Source organism: Telluria mixta (assembly GCF_029223865.1).
GTDB classification, from domain to species: domain Bacteria; phylum Pseudomonadota; class Gammaproteobacteria; order Burkholderiales; family Burkholderiaceae_D; genus Telluria; species Telluria mixta.
Genome location: NZ_CP119520.1, coordinates 2,412,507 through 2,429,543, shown reverse-complemented (window position 1 = coordinate 2,429,543; position 17,037 = coordinate 2,412,507). Strand labels below are relative to the sequence as shown.

Annotated in this window: 13 protein-coding genes; 3 read left to right on the top strand and 10 right to left on the bottom strand. The window is 65.6% G+C overall.

The genetic code is table 11. The features are described from left to right. The 4 genes from P0M04_RS10795 to P0M04_RS10780 form a co-directional block, all read right to left on the bottom strand. On the bottom strand, nucleotides 1–1,059 hold the full coding sequence (locus tag P0M04_RS10795; protein ID WP_259450487.1) for a porin: 1,059 nt from the start codon (nucleotides 1,057–1,059) through the stop codon (nucleotides 1–3). A gap of 86 nt (nucleotides 1,060–1,145) precedes the next feature. Further along, nucleotides 1,146–2,471 carry an MFS transporter gene (locus P0M04_RS10790; RefSeq protein WP_259450486.1) on the bottom strand — a complete coding sequence of 442 codons (1,326 nt, stop codon included), beginning with the start codon at nucleotides 2,469–2,471 and terminating at the stop codon, nucleotides 1,146–1,148. Nucleotides 2,472–2,535: 64 nt separating this feature from the next. Next, the gene (locus P0M04_RS10785; protein ID WP_259450485.1) at nucleotides 2,536–3,483 is read right to left on the bottom strand and encodes a hydroxyacid dehydrogenase; all 948 of its coding nucleotides are present in this window, start codon (nucleotides 3,481–3,483) and stop codon (nucleotides 2,536–2,538) included. After that, nucleotides 3,480–4,175: an RraA family protein gene (locus tag P0M04_RS10780; RefSeq protein WP_259450484.1), complete on the bottom strand. Its 696-nt coding sequence runs from the start codon at nucleotides 4,173–4,175 to the stop codon at nucleotides 3,480–3,482. The genes P0M04_RS10785 and P0M04_RS10780 overlap by 4 nt, the downstream gene beginning before the upstream one ends. Before the next feature lie 104 nt (nucleotides 4,176–4,279). Between P0M04_RS10780 and P0M04_RS10775 the strand changes: the two genes are divergently transcribed. Beyond that, nucleotides 4,280–5,173, top strand: coding sequence for a LysR family transcriptional regulator (locus tag P0M04_RS10775; RefSeq protein WP_259450483.1), 894 nt, complete (start codon nucleotides 4,280–4,282; stop codon nucleotides 5,171–5,173). Between the two features lie 6 nt (nucleotides 5,174–5,179). On the opposite strand, the gene kdoO is transcribed toward P0M04_RS10775, so the two are convergent. Both kdoO and P0M04_RS10765 read right to left on the bottom strand, forming a co-directional pair. Next, nucleotides 5,180–6,052 carry a Kdo hydroxylase KdoO gene (kdoO, locus tag P0M04_RS10770; protein WP_259450482.1) on the bottom strand — a complete coding sequence of 291 codons (873 nt, stop codon included), beginning with the start codon at nucleotides 6,050–6,052 and terminating at the stop codon, nucleotides 5,180–5,182. 12 nt (nucleotides 6,053–6,064) lie between these two features. Then, entirely contained in the window at nucleotides 6,065–7,912 is a 1,848-nt protein-coding gene (locus tag P0M04_RS10765) for an ABCB family ABC transporter ATP-binding protein/permease (protein ID WP_259450481.1), read from the bottom strand. A gap of 61 nt (nucleotides 7,913–7,973) precedes the next feature. On the opposite strand from P0M04_RS10765, the gene P0M04_RS10760 reads away from it, so the two are divergent. Then, nucleotides 7,974–8,408, top strand: a complete 435-nt coding sequence (locus tag P0M04_RS10760; RefSeq protein ID WP_259450480.1) for an acyl-CoA thioesterase — start codon at nucleotides 7,974–7,976, stop codon at nucleotides 8,406–8,408. Between the two features lie 16 nt (nucleotides 8,409–8,424). Next, nucleotides 8,425–10,014, top strand: coding sequence for an alkaline phosphatase D family protein (locus tag P0M04_RS10755; RefSeq protein ID WP_259450479.1), 1,590 nt, complete (start codon nucleotides 8,425–8,427; stop codon nucleotides 10,012–10,014). 118 nt (nucleotides 10,015–10,132) lie between these two features. Here the strand turns inward: P0M04_RS10755 and P0M04_RS10750 are convergent, their stop codons facing one another. The 4 genes from P0M04_RS10750 to P0M04_RS10735 form a co-directional block, all read right to left on the bottom strand. Continuing rightward, on the bottom strand, nucleotides 10,133–11,812 hold the full coding sequence (locus tag P0M04_RS10750; RefSeq protein WP_259450478.1) for a long-chain-fatty-acid--CoA ligase: 1,680 nt from the start codon (nucleotides 11,810–11,812) through the stop codon (nucleotides 10,133–10,135). 171 nt (nucleotides 11,813–11,983) lie between these two features. Then, on the bottom strand, nucleotides 11,984–13,666 hold the full coding sequence (locus P0M04_RS10745) for a long-chain-fatty-acid--CoA ligase (RefSeq protein WP_259450477.1): 1,683 nt from the start codon (nucleotides 13,664–13,666) through the stop codon (nucleotides 11,984–11,986). A gap of 162 nt (nucleotides 13,667–13,828) precedes the next feature. Next, nucleotides 13,829–14,944 carry an aminopeptidase gene (locus P0M04_RS10740; protein ID WP_259450476.1) on the bottom strand — a complete coding sequence of 372 codons (1,116 nt, stop codon included), beginning with the start codon at nucleotides 14,942–14,944 and terminating at the stop codon, nucleotides 13,829–13,831. A 9-nt stretch (nucleotides 14,945–14,953) separates the two neighbouring features. Continuing rightward, complete coding sequence (locus tag P0M04_RS10735; RefSeq protein WP_259450475.1) at nucleotides 14,954–17,035, bottom strand: molybdopterin-containing oxidoreductase family protein; 2,082 nt, start codon at nucleotides 17,033–17,035, stop codon at nucleotides 14,954–14,956. Nucleotides 17,036–17,037: the final 2 nt, after the last annotated feature.

The window sequence follows — 17,037 nt, the reverse complement described above, 5'->3', positions numbered from 1 at the left end:
TCAGAACAGGTGCATGACGCCCAGCGACATCCCGCGCTGGGATGTCTGCTGCGATGCCGGAATCAATGCGCCGTCGTAGCGGTTCACGTCGAACTCCGCATACAAATTCGTGCGCTTCGAGAAGGCGTACGTCGCGCCCAGCAGGAACAGCTGGCGCCGCCCGGCACCGGCCGCGCTGTCGTAATCCGAGCGATACACGGCCGCGGTGACCTCCACCGGGCGGTTGACCTGGTAACTGACGCCGCCGAAGCGCGTCTCGTTCTGGTACGTTCCCGCGGCGGCCGTGTCCTGGCGCTCGCGCGACATGCCGCCTTTCACCGTCATGCTGCCCAGTTTGAAGCCGCCGCCGGCCACGAACACGTTATTGGTGAAGCCGGTCGGGGTTTTCTTGCGAATGTAGGCGCCCGCCGCCAGCAGCCTGCTGCCCGTGTAGCTGAAGGCCGCGCCGCGGGCGGTACCCTTGCCCGTGTCGCCCGCGACTTCGCCCGGCGCGTACTCGGCGCGCAGCGTCAGGCCGCCGAAGGTGCCCGTGTACTGGATATCGTTGTTGAAGCGCGTGCCCGAGTTCGACGACGCCGTGAGACCGGCGGTCTTCGCCGCCGCCGGCAGGCTCGTGCCCGCGCCCGACGACAGCGGGACGATCGAGGTGTAGTTGTGATTGAACGGATCGAGGAATTTCTCGGTCCGGAAGGCGACCGTGTACTGCCGGCCCAGATCGATCGAGCCCCAGGCGCCGCCCAGGCCGACCGCCGCGGTACGGTTGAACAGCACGTTGTTCGTGTTGTCCAGCGCACCGGTCTTGGTATTGAAGCCGCTCTCGAGCTGGAAGTGCGCGTTCAGCCCGTTGCCGAGATCCTCCTTGCCGCGGAAGCCCAGCCGGTTCGGATAGTAGTTGCCGGATGCCGTCGACAGCAGGCCGCTGCCCGCCGCGTCGACATTGGTTTGATAACGCACGCCGCCATCGATGGAGCCGTAGATCGTCACGGCGGAGGATTGCGCGCAGGCGGCGGCCGGCAACAGCGCGGCCGCTGCCAGCATCAGGGTGGCTTGTGTCTTCATTGTCTCGTTTTATAGTAGGTGTGATCGGCGGCCGGGACGTGGGAGGTCCACGGCTGGCCGCCGGTGAAAACGCAGTGATGCGATGCTCAGGCCGCGACCTTGGCTTGCGCGTTGCGCGCGGCCTGGCGGGCGTCGTTGCTGAGTGCGAGCAGGGTGATGATGCTGGCCACGGCCAGGACCGCGATCGGCAGCAGGCCCAGCGCATGGCTGCCCGTCGCTTCCTTGATCCAGCCGTAGGCATTGACCATGAGGCCGCCGCCGATGAGGTTCGATGCCGCGTTGATGGCCGCCAGGCCGGCCGCCGCGGAACCCGAGGCGAGCCACGACGAGCTCAGTGCCCAGAACGGTCCCTTGAACGAGTAGGCGCCGATCAGCACGCAGGTCAGCAGCACGACGGTCGGCGCGAGCGACGTCACGAACAGCGTGCACAGCATGCCGCCCGCGATCAGCGCCAGCGGGATCGCGGTATGCCAGCGGCGCTCGCCCTTGCGGTCCGAGTGGCGGCCCCACCAGACCATCAGCACGGCGGCGATCACGTAGGGAATGGCGTTGACGAGGCCCGTCTCCATCACGGTCAGGCCGAACGATTTGATCAGCTGCGGTTGCCACACGCCCAGCACGGTGCCGGCCGACGACGCGGTGGCGCATACGAGGGCCATGCCCAGCACTTCCTTGCTGCGCAGGACCTTCCACAACGACGGGTGCGGGCCGGCGGCCTTCTTCTCGCCGCGTTCCTTCTCCAGGCGCGCCACCAGCCAGTTACGCTGCTCGACGCTCAGCCAGGTCGCCTGGTCCGGACGGTCGGTCAGGAAGAACAGGCACGCGACGCCCATCACGACGGTCGGCAGGCCTTCGAGGATGAACAGCCAGTGCCAGCCGCGCAGGCCGAGCAGCCCGTCAGCCTGCAGCAGCAGGGCCGACAGCGGCGAACCGACGAAGCTGGCCATCGGCACCGCGACCATGAAGATGGCGACGATGCGCGCGCGGTACGCGGCCGGGAACCAGTACGTGAGGTACAGCACGACGCCGGGGAAGAATCCCGCCTCGGCCGCGCCGAGCAGGAAGCGCATGATGTACAGCGACGTCGCGCCCTGCACCAGCGCCATGCCGGCCGAGACGAGGCCCCACGTGATCATGATGCGCGCGATCCACTTGCGCGCACCGAACTTCTGCAGCGCCAGGTTACTCGGCACTTCGAACAGGAAGTACGAGATGAAAAACAGGCTGCCCGCGAACCCGAACATCTTGGTCGTGAGACCGAGGTCGTGGTTCATCTGCAGCGAGGCCATGCCGATGTTCCCGCGGTCGATGAAGGCCAGCAGGTAACACAGCATCAGGAAAGGGATGAGGCGCCAGGTGATCCTGCGGATGGTGTCCGCTTCCAGGCGCGCGTTGTGATCAGTTCCATTCATGGTCGTCTCCAATACTGTAATCGTTATGCGCGTCTTGGTGCGCGCTTGTCGTTGTTTTCCGGTGTCAGGCCGGCTGTTCAAGAACCGTCAGCACGTTGCGCGCCGCGGCTGTGCCCATGCCGACGTAGGCGTCGCCCGTCACGCCGCCGATGTGCGGCGACAGGATCGCGTTCGGGATCGCCGTGAACGGGTGGCCGGCGGCGAACGGCTCGACCTGGAAACTGTCCAGGCCTGCCGCGCGCAGGGCGCCGCTCTTCAGCGCGTCCGCGAGGGCCGCCTCGTCGATCAGCCCGCCGCGCGCCGTGTTCACGACGATGGCGCCGGGGCGCATCGTCGCGAGGGTCGCCGCGTTCAGCATGTTGGCGTTGTCCTGCGTGAGCGGGCAGTGCAGCGACAGCACGTCGGCTTGCGCGATGACGTCCGCCAGCGGCAGCAGCGCGACGCCCTCCGGCGCGGCCTTCGCAAACGGGTCGTGCGCGATCACGGTCATCTCCATCGCGCGGCCGACCGCGGCGACGCGCGCGCCGATCGCGCCCAGGCCCACGAGGCCCAGCGTACGCCCGCGCAGTTCCAGGCTCTTATGCGTCGCCTTGTCCCAGTGACCATCGTGCATGCGCTGGTCCAGCGCTGAGACGTTCTTGGCGCACGCGAGGATCAGGGCCCACGCATGCTCGGCCACGGCCGGCGCATTGGCGCCGACGGCTGCCTTGACCGCGATACCGCGCGCGGCGGCCGCGGTCTTGTCGATGTTGTCGGTGCCGCTGCCGTGCTTGGAGATCACGCGCAGGCGCGGGCTCGCGTCGATCACGCGCGCCGTGATGCGGCCGTAGCGCACGATGATCGCGACCGGCTGGTGCTCGGTGCACAGCGCGACCAGTTGGTCTTCGTCGGGCGTCTTGCCGGCATAGACGAGGTCGAAGCCGGCCAGCAGCTCGACCGCCTGTTCGGCCAGGTCGGCGCCGGTCACGATGATGACGTCCCTGCGGACTTGCGGGGCGAGGACGGCGCTCACAGCGTCTCTCCTTCGGCCAGCACGCCGGCCTTGCGCAGCGCCGCGTCGAGCCACGTCGGGCGCAGCTGGGCACCGCTGCGGATGCCTTCCAGGCGCGCCGTCTCGTCGGCCAGCTTCTTTTCCGCCAGCTGCAGCACGGTCGGCACCTTGGCCGGTTCGACGGCGACGACACCGTCGCCATCGGCCACGATCAGGTCGCCCGGGTTGACGGTCACGCCGCCCACCGACACCGGCCAGTTGATCCGGCCCGGCACCAGTTTCGACGGCCCGTTGGGGTTCGCGCCGATGGCGTACATCGGGAAGCCCAGGTCGCGGATCGCTTCCGTGTCGCGCACGGCGCCGTACACGATGACGCCGGCGATACCGATCGCCATGCATTGCGAGACCATGATCTCGCCCATCAGCGCGCAGGATTCGTCACCCTTGCCGTCGATGACGAGCACGTCCCCGGGTTTCGCGAGCGCCATCGCCGCGTGGATCATCAGGTTGTCGCCGGGGCGGACCTCGATCGTCAGCGCCGGTCCGGCCAGGCGCATGGTTGGCGCCAGCGGCGCGATGCGGCTGGACAGCGCGCCGCGGCGGCCGGCGACATCGGCCAGGATGGACGAGGGATAGCGGGCGGCGCGCGCGACCAGGGCGGAATCGACCCGCTGGATGTCGCGGATCACGTCGGGTGGAGTGGACTGGCTCATGAGGTCTCCTCGTTGGAAAGTTTTAGTTGAAACGAGTATAGGAATGGCCATCCATAATGTATATTCACTTAATTTTGAAAATCCTAAACTTTCAGGAATATGTCATGGACTTCCGCGACCTGAAGTATTTCGAAGTCATCGCCACCGAAGGCAATCTGGCACGCGCCGCCGAACGCGTGCACCGCACCCAGCCGGCGCTGACGAAATGCATCGACCGGCTCGAAGAATCGCTGGGCTCCCGGCTGTTCGAAAAGGATGGCCGCGGCATGCGCCTGACGGCCGCCGGCCACGTGCTGCTGAAACGCACGCGCCAGATGGCGCTGATGGTGGAAGAAACGGCGCGCGAGATGCGCGACCACGCCGGCGGCCTGCAGGGCCAGGTCCGCATCGGCTGCGTGCCGACGATGGCCGAGCACCTGATGCCGGCCGTGTTCGCGCAGCTGCTGGCCGAGGCGCCCGCGATCACGGTCACCCTCGCCGTCGCGATGAACGACAACCTGCTGGCCAGTCTGCGCGACGGCGAAATCGACCTCGTCGTCGGGCCGATGCTGGACGGCGATCCGGACATCGTCAGCGAGCAGATCGCGGAAGACACCGTGGTCGTGATGGCGGGCCCGCACCACCCCGTGTTCGACGCGCCGCGCACGCTCGCGGACCTCGTGCACTACAAATGGATGCTGCCGGCGCGGTCGGTGGCGTCGCGCCAATGGATCGACCAGACCTTCGAGCGGCACGGCCTGCCGCGGCCGGACGTGCAGATCGAATCGAACGTGCTGAACTGGATCCTGCCGATGCTGGAGACGACGCCGCTGCTGGGGTTCGTCACCCGCTTCAACCTCGTGTCCGGGCGCGCGCGCGTGCGCGAGGTGGTGCTGCCCGAGGCGCAGATGAAGCGGCGGCTCGGGCTCGCGTATCGAAAGAACGGTTACCTGTCGCCGGTGGCGGCGCGAGTGGCGGATATTTTAAGGGTGCGGGGGAAGGAGTTGCTGCTCATCTGAACGCGGTCACACCAATGCATGCCCCTGCATCCGCGTGAGAATCGCCAGCGGACTCGCATCCTTGTCGTACTGGTGCATGGGCGACAACTGCAGCGTGTGCTCCATCATGTACTGCCCCGCCATCACGGCGTGCGAGGTCTGGTCCGAGAAGCACACCCACGCGCAGCCGGGCGGGAAGTTGAACGTGACCTGCGGCGCATTCTTCTGGTAGTCGAGGTCCGACTTCATCGCGTCGTGCAGCTGCAGCATGATGTGGTCGTATTCGCTGCGCAGCGACTTCGTCACGTGCAGCGCATTCAGCACCTTCGCCTGCCATGCCGAATACGGTTTTACTTTCGGCAGGAAGCGGCGCGCCACGTCCTCGAACGGTTCGCCCACGCGCCACACGCGCGGTTCGCCTTCCAGGTTCACGTTGGTGAATACGCGCAGCAGGCGCTCGCCGTAGTTCGGGCGCGACGGGAAGGCGTCCACGTGCATGCGGCGGTCGTCGGCGCGCCACGACTGCACGCGGTTCTGCACGACGGAAGGTCGGAAGCTCGTCGCGCCGCGGCGCAGGTGTTCGCCGTAGCGCGGCACCAGGTTGCCCAGCAGGCTCTCGGCTTCGGCGCGGAAGCGCCCGATCATCCCGGCCATCAGCGCCTTCGTCGCATCGTCGCCGACGACGCCTTTCAGGTCGCCGCTCGTGGACAGGCTGATGTTGCGGGTCTTCGGGTCGCGGATGTCTTCGCGGAACAGCGCCAGCTCTTCCTTTTGCGGCGCGAAGCCATGCTGTGCGAAGTTGGGGAAGTACAGCACCTTGCCCGCTTCCAGCGCGGCGATCCAGGCCGGGTTGCCGTGGCCGACGTCGGCCATGTCGATCTCGACGATCTGTTTTTCCATCCTGTTCAATCCTTAATCTTGTACCACTTCGACCGGCGGTGACGCCAGGTCCTCGTCCTGCCTTGCCTGCTGGCGGTCCCACATCTGCCTGTACAGGCCGTCCGCCGCGATCAGGGCCGCGTGCGTGCCCCGCTCGACGATGCGGCCGTGGTCGAGCACGAGGATCTGGTGGGCGTCCGCGATGGTCGACAGGCGGTGCGCGATGACGAGCGTGGTTCTCTGCTTCGCGATTTCCTTCAGCTGCGCCTGGATCGCCTGCTCCGACTTCGAATCGAGCGCAGACGTCGCCTCGTCGAAGATCAGGATCGCGGGATTCTTCAGCAGCGTACGCGCGATGGCCACCCGCTGCTTCTCGCCGCCCGACAGTTTGAGGCCGCGTTCACCCACCATTGTCGCATAGCCGTCCGGCAGGCTTTCGATGAAGTCGTGGATCGACGCCGCACGCGCCGCGGCCACGATGTCCGCGCGGCTCGCGCCCGGACGGCCGTAGGCGATGTTGTATTCGATGGTGTCGTTGAACAGCACCGTGTCCTGCGGGACGATGCCGATCGCGTGGCGCAACGAATCCTGGGTCACGTTCTTCACATCTTGCCCGTCGATGCGGATCGCGCCCTGCTGCACGTCGTAGAAGCGGAACAGCAGGCGCGACAAGGTCGACTTGCCCGAGCCGCTGTGGCCCACGACGGCGGTCGTCGTGCCTGGCGGGATCGTGAAGTCGACGTCGAACAGGATCTGGCGTTTCGGCTCATAGCTGAATTCCACGTGCGCGAACTCCACTTTCGCGCCATGCGTCACAAGGGGTCGCGCGTCCGGCGAATCCGCCACTTCGCGGTTCTGTTCGAGGAGACCGAACAGACGCTCCATGTCCGCGAGGCTCTGCTTGATCTCGCGGTAGATCACGCCGAGGAAGTTGAGCGGGATGTACAGCTGGATCATGAAGGAGTTCACGAGCACGAGGTCGCCCAGCGTCATCGTCTTGTCGATCACGCCCTGCGTCGCACGCCACAGGATCGCCGTGACGGCCGCCGCGATGATCAGGGATTGGCCCGTATTCAGGAACGACAGCGACGTCTGCGAGCGCACGGCCGCCTGCTCGTACTTCTGCAGCCCTTCGTCGTAGCGCTTCGCCTCGTAGTCCTCGTTGCCGAAGTATTTCACCGTCTCGTAGTTGATCAGCGAATCGATCGCCTTCGTGTTCGCCTTCGAATCCAGGTCGTTCATCGTGCGGCGGAAGTGCGTGCGCCATTCCGTCACGGTGACGGTGAACGTGATGTAGGTGACGAGCGCAATGGCCGTGATGCCCGCGAACCAGGCGTCGTAATGCGTGCCGAGGTAGCCCAGCACCAGCGTGATCTCGACGAGCGTCGGCAGGATCGAGAACAGGGAGTACGACACGAGCGAGCTGACGCCGCGCGTGCCGCGCTCGATGTCGCGCGTCATGCCCCCCGTCTGGCGGTTCAGGTGGAAGCGCAGCGACAGCGCATGCAGGTGCCGGAACACTTTCAGGGCGATCGTGCGCACGGCGCGCTGCGTCACGCGCGCGAACAGGAATTCGCGCAGCTCGGTGAACAGCGTCGTCGAAAAGCGCAGCGCACCGTACGCGACCAGCGCGCCGAGCGGCAGCACGAGCAGCGCGTGCGGATCGGAGGGGCTGATCGTCAGCGCGTCGATGAGCTTTTTCAGCACGAGCGGCACGCCCACGTTGGCCATCTTGGCGCCGACGAGGCAGATCAGTGCGGCCAGCACGCGCCATTTATAGACCCACAGGTAGGGCAGCAGCGTGCCGATGGTGGCCCAGTCGTTCCGTTTGGTGTTCGGATCGGATGGGGGCGGCAGGGAATTCGGAGAGGAGCGTCGCATGGCAGGGCTCGAGGTTTTATGGTTCAATCGAGAGGATTGTAGCCTTTACCGAGAAATGAAGATGACCCAGCCTGTAAACACCACCCCGTCCATCACCCGCCTGCCTGAAGGAAAGATGCCCGTGCTGCGGATGATGCCCGCCCCGTCCGATGCCAACGTGTACGGGGACGTGTTCGGCGGCTGGATCATGGCCCAGGTCGATGTGGCCGGCTCCCTGCCGGCCGTGCGCCGCGCGAACGGCCGCGTTGCCACCATCGCCGTGAATTCCTTCGTGTTCAAGAATCCCGTGTTCGTGGGCGACCTGCTGTCGTTCTATGCCGACATTGTCAAGGTCGGCAATACGTCGATCACCGTCTACGTCGAGGTCTATGCGGAGCGCAACCGCCTGCAGACGGACGTCGTCAAGGTGACGGAAGCGACGCTGACCTATGTCGCCACGGGCCCGGACCGCAAGCCGCGCCAGTTGCCGCCGCTGGAATCGCTGATCGCCGAGTAAACACGGCCGCCATCAGATGACCTGGCCGCGCCGTCTGTTCCTGCTGAACGCCGCGCGGCTGGTGGGTGCTTCCACTGCGGCATCGTCGTCGCTGCTGCTCGCAAAGCCGTCGAACGCGGCCGGGTACCCGTTCAGCCTCGGCGTCGCGTCGGGCTCTCCCCTGCCCGATTCCGTGATCCTGTGGACGCGCATCGCCCCCGATCCGCTCGATGCGACGAAAACGCCGCCGCTCGCGCTCACCCTGCGCTGGGAAGTGGCGCACGATGGCGCGTTCCGCAAGATCGCCGCGCGGGGCACCGCCGTCGCGACGCCGGAACTGGCGCACAGCGTGCGCGTCGACGTGCGCGGCCTGGAACCGGCACGCTGGTACTGGTACCGCTTCATGCTGGGCGACGCCGTCAGCCCCGTCGGCCGCACGCGCACGGCGCCCGCGCCGGACAGCATGCCGGACAGCCTGAAACTGGCCGTCGCGTCGTGCCAGCACTGGGAGTTCGGCAGCTATGCGGCGCACCGTTACCTCGCGCAAGCGAACCCGGACCTCGTCGCCTTCCTCGGCGACTACATCTACGAATGGGGTGCGTACCGCCTGCAGCATCCGGCGCCGGGCGTACGGATCGTGCGCCAGGACGAGTCGTTCACCCTGGCGGACTACCGCCGCCGCTACGCGCAATACAAGACGGACCCGGACCTGCAGGCCGCGCACCTGATCGCACCGTGGATCGTCACGTGGGACGACCACGAAGTCGCGAACGACTACGCCGCGGACCGCGACGAGCGCCTGTCGCCGACCTTCGTGCAGCGGCGCGCGGCCGCCTACCAGGCCTTTTACGAGCACATGCCGCTGCGCCTGCCGCCACCGAAGAGCTTCGCGAGCGTGCGCATGTTCCAGCGCTACGACTGGGGACGCCTCGCGCGCTTCCACGTGCTCGACGACCGCCAGTACCGCGCGTGGGAAGCGTGCTCGCATCCGGGCATCGGCGGCTCGAATTCCGTGACGCCGCGCGCGTGCCCCACCCTGCTCGATCCGCGCCGCTCGATGCTGGGCAGCGAACAGGAAGCGTGGCTCAAGGCCGGGCTGGCGTCGTCGAAGGCGCGCTGGAACGTCCTCGCGCAGCAGACGATGATGGCGCAGTCGTCGCAGATCCCGGTGACGGCACCGGACGGCGGCCGCTTCTGGACGGATGGCTGGGACGGTTATCCGGTCGCACGCCGGCGCCTGCTCGACACGCTCGTGGAGTCCCGCGCCGCGAACCCGCTCGTGCTGGGCGGCGACGTGCACACGTTCTATGCGACGGAGCTGCGGCGCGATTTCAACCGGCCCGTGTCGACCGCGAATCCGGTCGTGGCGACGGAATTCGTCGGCACGTCGGTCACGTCCAATTCGCGCCCGCAGCAGCGCACGTCGCAATACGTGGCGATGAACCCGCATATCCGGTTCGGCCGCAGCGACAAGCGCGGGTACATGCTCATGGAGATCACCCCGGGCGAGACGCGGACGCGCTTCATGGGGCTGGACGAGGTGCGGGACCCGAAGACCGTCCAGCGGGAGCTGGCGGCGTTCAAGGTAGAAGATGGGAAGCCTGGGGTAGAGATTACGGCGATTTAGCCACTACGTCGTCCCCGCGGAGGCGGGGACCCATACTGAGCATCAGGAATCGCAATATTGATAGTGCGACTCCGGTGCCTCAGCATGGATTCCCGCGTGCGCGGGAATGACGGTGGTGTTACGCCGTCTGCTTCTCATCCCGCAGTTCGCGCCGCAGGATCTTGCCGACATTGGTCTTGGGCAGGCTGTCGCGGAACTCGACGTACTTGGGACGCTTGTAGCCCGTCAACTGCTCCTTGCAGAAGGCCAGCAGGTCGTCCTTGGTCAGCGTCTTGTCCTTCTTGACGACGTACAGCTTGACGGCCTCGCCCGAATGCTGGTCCGGCACGCCCACGCACGCCACTTCCAGCACGCCCGGGTGCGCGGCGACGACGTCTTCCACTTCGTTCGGGTACACGTTGAAGCCCGACACGAGGATCATGTCCTTCTTGCGGTCGACGATCTTCACGGCGCCGGTGGCGTTCATCACGCCGATGTCGCCGGTCTTGAAAAAGCCGTCGCGCGTCATGACCTTCGCCGTCTCGTCCGGACGCTGCCAGTAGCCGGCCATCACCTGCGGGCCGCGCACCGCGATCTCGCCGGCCGTGCCGAACGGGACTTCGTTGTCCGATTCGTCGATGATGCGCAGCTCCGTCGACGGCAGCGCATAGCCGATCGTGCCCGTGAATTCCTTGATGTCGCAGCGGTTGGCGGCGACCACCGGCGACGTCTCCGACAGGCCGTAGCCCTCGACGATCGGCGCGCCCGTCACCGCGAGCCATTTGTCGGCCACGACCTTCTGCACGGCCATGCCGCCGCCCGGGCAGACCTTCAGGCCCGAGAAATCCAGGCTCGCGAAATCCGGATGGTTGAGCAGGCCGTTGTACAGCGTGTTCACGGCCGGGAAGACGTTCACGCGGTAGCTCTTGAGCTCCTTGATGAAGCCGCCGATGTCGCGCGGGTTCGGGATCAGGACATTCGTGCCGCCCGCGCGCAGGCCCATCAGGGCGCACACGGTCAGCGCATAGATGTGGTACAGCGGCAGCGCGCACACGAAGATCGGCGTCTCGCCGGCCGGGATCTTGGCCAGCGTCGGCGCGAACCACGCTTCGTTCTGCAGCACGTTGGCGATCACGTTCCTGTGCTTCAGCACCGCGCCCTTCGACACGCCCGTCGTGCCGCCCGTGTACTGCAGGAAGGCGACGTCTTCATGGCCGCACTCGACGGGTTGACGGGACAGGCGCGCGCCTTCGGCCAGCATGCGCTTGAACGGCACGGCGGACGGCAGCGACCACGCCGGCACCATCTTCTTGACGGTGCGGACGACGAAGTTGACGAGCAGGCCCTTCACGCCCAGCAGGTCGCCCATGCTGGCGACGATGACGTGCTTGAGCTTCGTGTTAGGCGCGACTTCGGCGACGGTGTGCGCGAAGTTTTCCAGCACGACGATGGCTTCCGCGCCCGAATCGTTCAGCTGGTGCTGCAGCTCGCGCGCCGTGTACAACGGGTTGACGTTGACGATGGTATAGCCGGCGCGCAGGATGGCGGCCATCGCCACCGGATACTGCAGCACGTTCGGCAGCATGATCGCCACGCGCGCGCCCGACGCCAGGCCCTTCTGCTGCAGCCACGCGGCCATCGCGCCGGACAGCTTGTCCAGCTCCGCGAACGTCATGGACTTGCCCATGCACGCAAAGGCGTTGCGGTTGGCGTACTTGCGGAAGGAATCCTCCAGCAGGTGCGTGAGGGAGCGGTACTGCGTCCAGTCGATCTCCGCCGGCACGCCCGCTTCGTACGACTTCAGCCAGAATTTGTCCATGTCATTGCCTCGCTAGTTCTCAATCATATAAATCGTATGCGCAAAAAAAGCCGCCGACGGCGGCTCGTCGCCCCTGCGAAGGCAGGGGCCCAATTTGCACGCGGTTCGATAGCGCATGCAAAATTGGATCCCCGCCTCCGCGGGGACGACGTTGTTTTGCGTCTCAGTCTTTTACGCCGCCTGCTTTTCGTCGCGCAGCGCGCGGCGCAGGATCTTGCCGACGTTCGTCTTCGGCAGCTCGGTGCGGAATTCGATGTACTTGGGCTTCTTGTAACCGGTAAGCTCGCGCTTGCAGTAGTCCATCAGCTGCTCGGCCGTCAGGTTCGGATCCTTGCGCACGACGAACACTTTCACGGCCTCGCCGGAATGCTCGTCCGGCACGCCGACCACCGCGCATTCCAGCACGCCCGGATGCGCCGCGATCACCGCTTCCAGTTCGTTCGGGTACACGTTGAAGCCCGACACGAGGATCATGTCCTTCTTGCGGTCGACAATCTTGACGTACCCGTTGTCGTCCATGATGCCGACGTCGCCCGACTTGAAGAAGCCGTCCGCCGTCATGACCTTCGCCGTCTCGTCCGGGCGGTTCCAGTAGCCGGCCATCACCTGCGGACCGCGGATCGCGATCTCGCCGATGCTGCCCACCGGCAGCGGCTTGCCGTCGTCGTCGACGATGGCGATGTCCGTCGACGGCACCGGCAGGCCGATCGTGCCGGTGAAGCCGGGGACGTCGCAGCGGTTACACGTGGCCACGGGCGACGTCTCCGACAGGCCGTAGCCCTCGATGATGTTCGTGCCCGTGAGCGACTTCCACTTGTCGTTGACGGCCTGCTGCACGGCCATGCCGCCGCCGTTGGAAATCTTCAGTGCGCTGAAGTCGACGTCCTTGAAATCGGGGTGATTCACCAGCGCGTTGTACAGCGTGTTCACGGCCGGCAGCATGTTGATGCGGTACTTCTTGAGCTCCTTGATGAAGCCCGGGATGTCGCGCGGATTCGGAATCAGGATGTTCAGCGCGCCCACGCGCATGCCCCACAGCGCGCACGCCGTCAGCGCGAAGATGTGGTACAGCGGCAGCGCACACACGATGGTCGGGAATTCGACGAGCGGCGGCTGGCTCATCGCCGGCTTCGACCACGCCTCCGTCTGCAGGATGTTGGCGATGACATTGCGGTGCGTGAGCGTCGCGCCCTTCGACACGCCCGTCGTGCCGCCCGTGTACTGCAGGAAGGCGACGTCGCTGCTCTTCAGCTGCGCCGGCTGGAACGGCATCTTCGCGCCCTGCGCCAGCGCGTCCTTGAAGCGCACCATGTGCGGGATCGTAAAGTCCGGCACCATCTTCTTGACGTTGCGGACGACGAAGTTGACGAGCATGCCCTTGGCGCCGCCCAGCAGTTCGCCCATGCTGGCCACGACGACGTGGCGCACGACCGTTTTACTGAGCACCTGCTCGACCGTGTGCGCGAAGTTCTCGAGCACGATGATGGCTTCGCTGCCCGAATCCTTCAGCTGGTGTTCGAGCTCGCGCGGCGTGTACAGCGGATTGACGTTGACGACCGTATAGCCCGCGCGCAGGATGGCGGCCAGCGCCACCGGGTATTGCAGCACGTTCGGCATCATCACGGCGACGCGCGCGCCCGGCTTCATCTCGCGGCTCTGCAGCCACGCCGCCAGGCGCTTTGACATGTTGTCCAGCTCCCCATACGTGAGGAACTTGTCCATGCAGACGTAGGCGTTGTTCGCCGCGTACTTGCGGAACGACTCCTCCAGCATTTGCACCAGCGAACCATACTGGTCGGGATCGATTTCCGCCGGCACGCCGGGCGGGTAAGCCTTGAGCCAAATCTTGTCCATCGGTGCCTCTGTCTCCAGTATCGTTATCGTTCTGAGCGCGGCCCACAAAAATCGCACGGTCGTGCTGATATTACTAAGCAAGATGCTATCGGGCAGCGCGCGTGGACGCAAGCACTTTTGCGCTTTTCGAACAACGACTCTATCGACGTTTTGGCGAAATAGCTACGGACGGATTTCGCTGCGCTGCACCATCAGCGGCGCCGTCACGAGCGGCGGCACCAAAGCGTTCAGCACGCGATGGCGGTCGGACCGGTCCATGTCGGCCAGCTTTTTGACGGCGTGATAAAACTTCGGGAAGCTGCCCTCGCGCTGCAACAGTGCGCGGAACGCGGGCACGAAATCCTCGTAGGTCGCGATCGATGCCAGGTGGGCGTTCGACAACGGCTGTTCGAAGAACCGATCATACCCCGCATAGCCGCCCCAATTGCCCTTCAGGACCTGGTATTCGTCCTTCAGCTCCTGGAACAGACGCGCCTTGACGGCCCGCTTCTGGGCGTCGCTGCGGTCGAGGAACGCGTAATTCTGCTCGAGCGCCTTGCGGTACTTCATCAGCAAACCGAGGAAATCCTTCTTGCGGCTCCGGTAGCGCGCATAGGCGTCGCGCATCTGCTGGTTGCCGAAGCGCTCCATCCAGCGTTCGACGCCGACCTCTTCCACCGTCGACGCGAACGATTCGTTGAATTGCGAATCTCCCTGCACGTACACGATCTGGTGCGCCAGCTCGTGGAAGATCATGCGGGCCAGCTCGCCGTCCGGGTAGTTGATGAACGTGGAGATCAGCGGATCGCTGAACCAGCCCAGGGTCGAATACGCGGCCACGCCGCCGACCTCGACGTCATCGCCCGCGTCGCGCAATTCCTTCGCATACGACTCGGCCGCTTCCTTGCTGTAATAGCCGCGGTAGTTCACGCAGCCGGCCACGGGGAAGCACCATTGCAAGGGCCGCAGCGACAGCTCGGGCGTGGCGACGACGTTCCACAACACGTATTGCCGCTTCAGCGCCGCGTAGTTCTTGTAACTGTTGTTGTCGGGTAAAGCCATTTCGGCAACTGCGAAGCGGCGGATCTGGCGCGCCGTCTCGAGGCGATGGCGCAGTTTGGTACTGGTGCCGGGGTCGGCGATCCAGTCGTCGATCGGACGGGCGTCCGACAGGAGTTCAAGCTGCCCCTGGGCCGCCTGGGAGTAGTAGTTCAGCGTCGAGCAGCTGGCCAGCAGCCCCGCTGCCGTGCCTGCGATGAGCACGGGGCGGAGCCACGGGGTAATCCGTGTGAGTTTCATATTTCCAGATCATGGTGCGGCCTTTTCAACCTGCACCAGCGTGTCGTAAAAGGTGGGCGCCCGGCCCATGTCGGTCAGGCGCTGACTGGTGACTTCGTTGGCGTTCTTGCCGTCGCTGGCGAGCTTCTTCCACCAGACCGACAGGCCGACCACGAGGCCGGCCCGCGCTTTGGCGGTGACCCGGGCGCGCGCGACGAACGCGCCCCGGTCGTTGAAGATGCGCACCATCTCGCCGTCTGCGATGCCCCGGGAGGCTGCGTCGGCGGGATGGATGTCCAGGTGAGGTTCACCTTCCGTTGCGCGGAGGCTCTGGACATTGACAAAGGTCGAGTTGAGGAAGTTCCTGGCCGGCGGAGAAATCATCGCCAACGGATATTTCTCTGCCAGTTCGGGGTTGGAGGCGACCGACTCGTGGTTCGGGATATAGGTCGGCAGCGGATCGAGGCCATCGGCCAGCATCGAGCTCGAATAAAACTCGCACTTGCCGGACGGCGTCGGAAAGCCGCCTTCGGCGAACGGCGCGACCGGCATGTTCAGCTTTTGCCAGCCCGTGCGCTTCAGCGACGACCAGTCGAAGTGCACGGCGCGCTCGTGTTTCTTGTCGAAAGCCTGGGCGGCCAGTTCGTCGTCCGTCTCGTCGAACAACGGATCGTTCATGCCCATGCGCTTCGCGATCAGGCGGAAGATTTCCGTGTTCGGTTTCGATTCGCCCAGCGGGGCAATCGCCGCGTTATTGGCCATCATGTACAAGTGACCATATGCGAGGTGCGCGTCGACGTGTTCCAGCTGCGTGGTGGCCGGCAGCAGGATGTCCGCGTAGTCGGCGGTGTCGGTCTGGAAGTGTTCCAGCACCACGGTGAACAAATCCTCGCGCTCGAAGCCGCGCTGCACCTGCGCCGAATCCGGTGCGATCGCGAGCGGGTTCGAGTTGTAGACGATGACGGCTTCGATCTTCGGGCCGAATTCCGGCGACGCGTCCTTCTGCAGGTCGGCGCCGATGGTGTTCATGTTGATCGTGCGCGGGAGCTTGCCGCGCAACAGGTCCGGGCGTTGCAGGACGGTTTTATTGGCCGGGAACGTACCCGACGTCGACAGCTGCACGCCGCCGGCCGCATGGCGCCACGCGCCCACGAGCGCCGGCAGGCACGCGATGGTGCGCACGGCCATGCCGCCGCCGTGCACGCGCTGCAGGCCGTAGTTCATGCGGATCGCGACCGGCTCATTCTGCCGCGCCGTGCGGCCGTACTCGCGCGCGAGGTCGACGACTTCTTCCACCGTGATGCCGCAGGTTGCCGCCGTGCGCTCCGGCGTCCATTCGGCCACGCGGTCTTTCAACTGCGCGAAGCCGAACGTGTATTTCTCGATGTAGTCGTGGTCGAGCAGGTTCTCTTTCACCAGCACGTGCATCATGCCCAGCGCCAGCGCCGCGTCCGTACCGGGCATCAGCGCGATGTGCTGATGGCATTTTTCGGCGGTGAGCGAGCGATACGGATCGATGGCGATCAACTTGGCGCCGCGGCGCTTGGCTTCCTGCAACCGCATCCACAAATGCAGGTTCGACGCGATCGGATTCCCGCCCCAGATCAAGATCAGCTTCGCATCCTGGAACTGTTCGGTATCCGTGCCGATCGAACCACCAATGGTGTATTTGTAGCCCGTGGCGCCGGCGTTCGCGCACACCGTGCGGTCGAGCAGAGAAGCGCCCAGCGTGTTGAAGAAGCGCATCGCCATCGCCTCGCCCTGCACGAGACCCATCGTGCCGCAATAGCTGTACGGCAGGATCGCCTGCGGGTCGCGCGCGGCGATGGGTTGCAGGCGGTTCGCGATCTCGTCGAGTGCCTGCTCCCACGTGATGCGTTCGAACTTGCCTTCGCCCTTTTTACCGACGCGGCGCATCGGGTACAGGAGGCGGTCGGGGTGGTACGTGCGTTCGACGTAGCGCGAGACCTTGGTGCACAGCACACCCGCCGTCGTCGGATGATCCGGATCGCCCTTGACCTCCGTGGCCACGCCGTTCTCCACGGTCACGAGCAACGCGCAGGTATCGGGGCAGTCATGCGGACAGGCGCCGCGGACGATGGTCTTGGTCATCG

Bases quoted from the DNA above. Each gene is read 5' to 3' on its own strand.
- P0M04_RS10780 (WP_259450484.1), bottom strand. From the start codon at position 4,175: ATGAGCCAGTCCACTCCACCCGACGTGATCCGCGACATCCAGCGGGTC.
- P0M04_RS10790 (WP_259450486.1), bottom strand. From the start codon at position 2,471: ATGAATGGAACTGATCACAACGCGCGCCTGGAAGCGGACACCATCCGC.
- P0M04_RS10745 (WP_259450477.1), bottom strand. From the start codon at position 13,666: ATGGACAAGATTTGGCTCAAGGCTTACCCGCCCGGCGTGCCGGCGGAA.
- kdoO (WP_259450482.1), bottom strand. From the start codon at position 6,052: ATGGAAAAACAGATCGTCGAGATCGACATGGCCGACGTCGGCCACGGC.
- P0M04_RS10760 (WP_259450480.1), top strand. From the start codon at position 7,974: ATGACCCAGCCTGTAAACACCACCCCGTCCATCACCCGCCTGCCTGAA.
- P0M04_RS10750 (WP_259450478.1), bottom strand. From the start codon at position 11,812: ATGGACAAATTCTGGCTGAAGTCGTACGAAGCGGGCGTGCCGGCGGAG.
- P0M04_RS10765 (WP_259450481.1), bottom strand. From the start codon at position 7,912: ATGCGACGCTCCTCTCCGAATTCCCTGCCGCCCCCATCCGATCCGAAC.
- P0M04_RS10735 (WP_259450475.1), bottom strand. From the start codon at position 17,035: ATGACCAAGACCATCGTCCGCGGCGCCTGTCCGCATGACTGCCCCGAT.
- P0M04_RS10775 (WP_259450483.1), top strand. From the start codon at position 4,280: ATGGACTTCCGCGACCTGAAGTATTTCGAAGTCATCGCCACCGAAGGC.
- P0M04_RS10795 (WP_259450487.1), bottom strand. From the start codon at position 1,059: ATGAAGACACAAGCCACCCTGATGCTGGCAGCGGCCGCGCTGTTGCCG.
- P0M04_RS10740 (WP_259450476.1), bottom strand. From the start codon at position 14,944: ATGAAACTCACACGGATTACCCCGTGGCTCCGCCCCGTGCTCATCGCA.
- P0M04_RS10755 (WP_259450479.1), top strand. From the start codon at position 8,425: ATGACCTGGCCGCGCCGTCTGTTCCTGCTGAACGCCGCGCGGCTGGTG.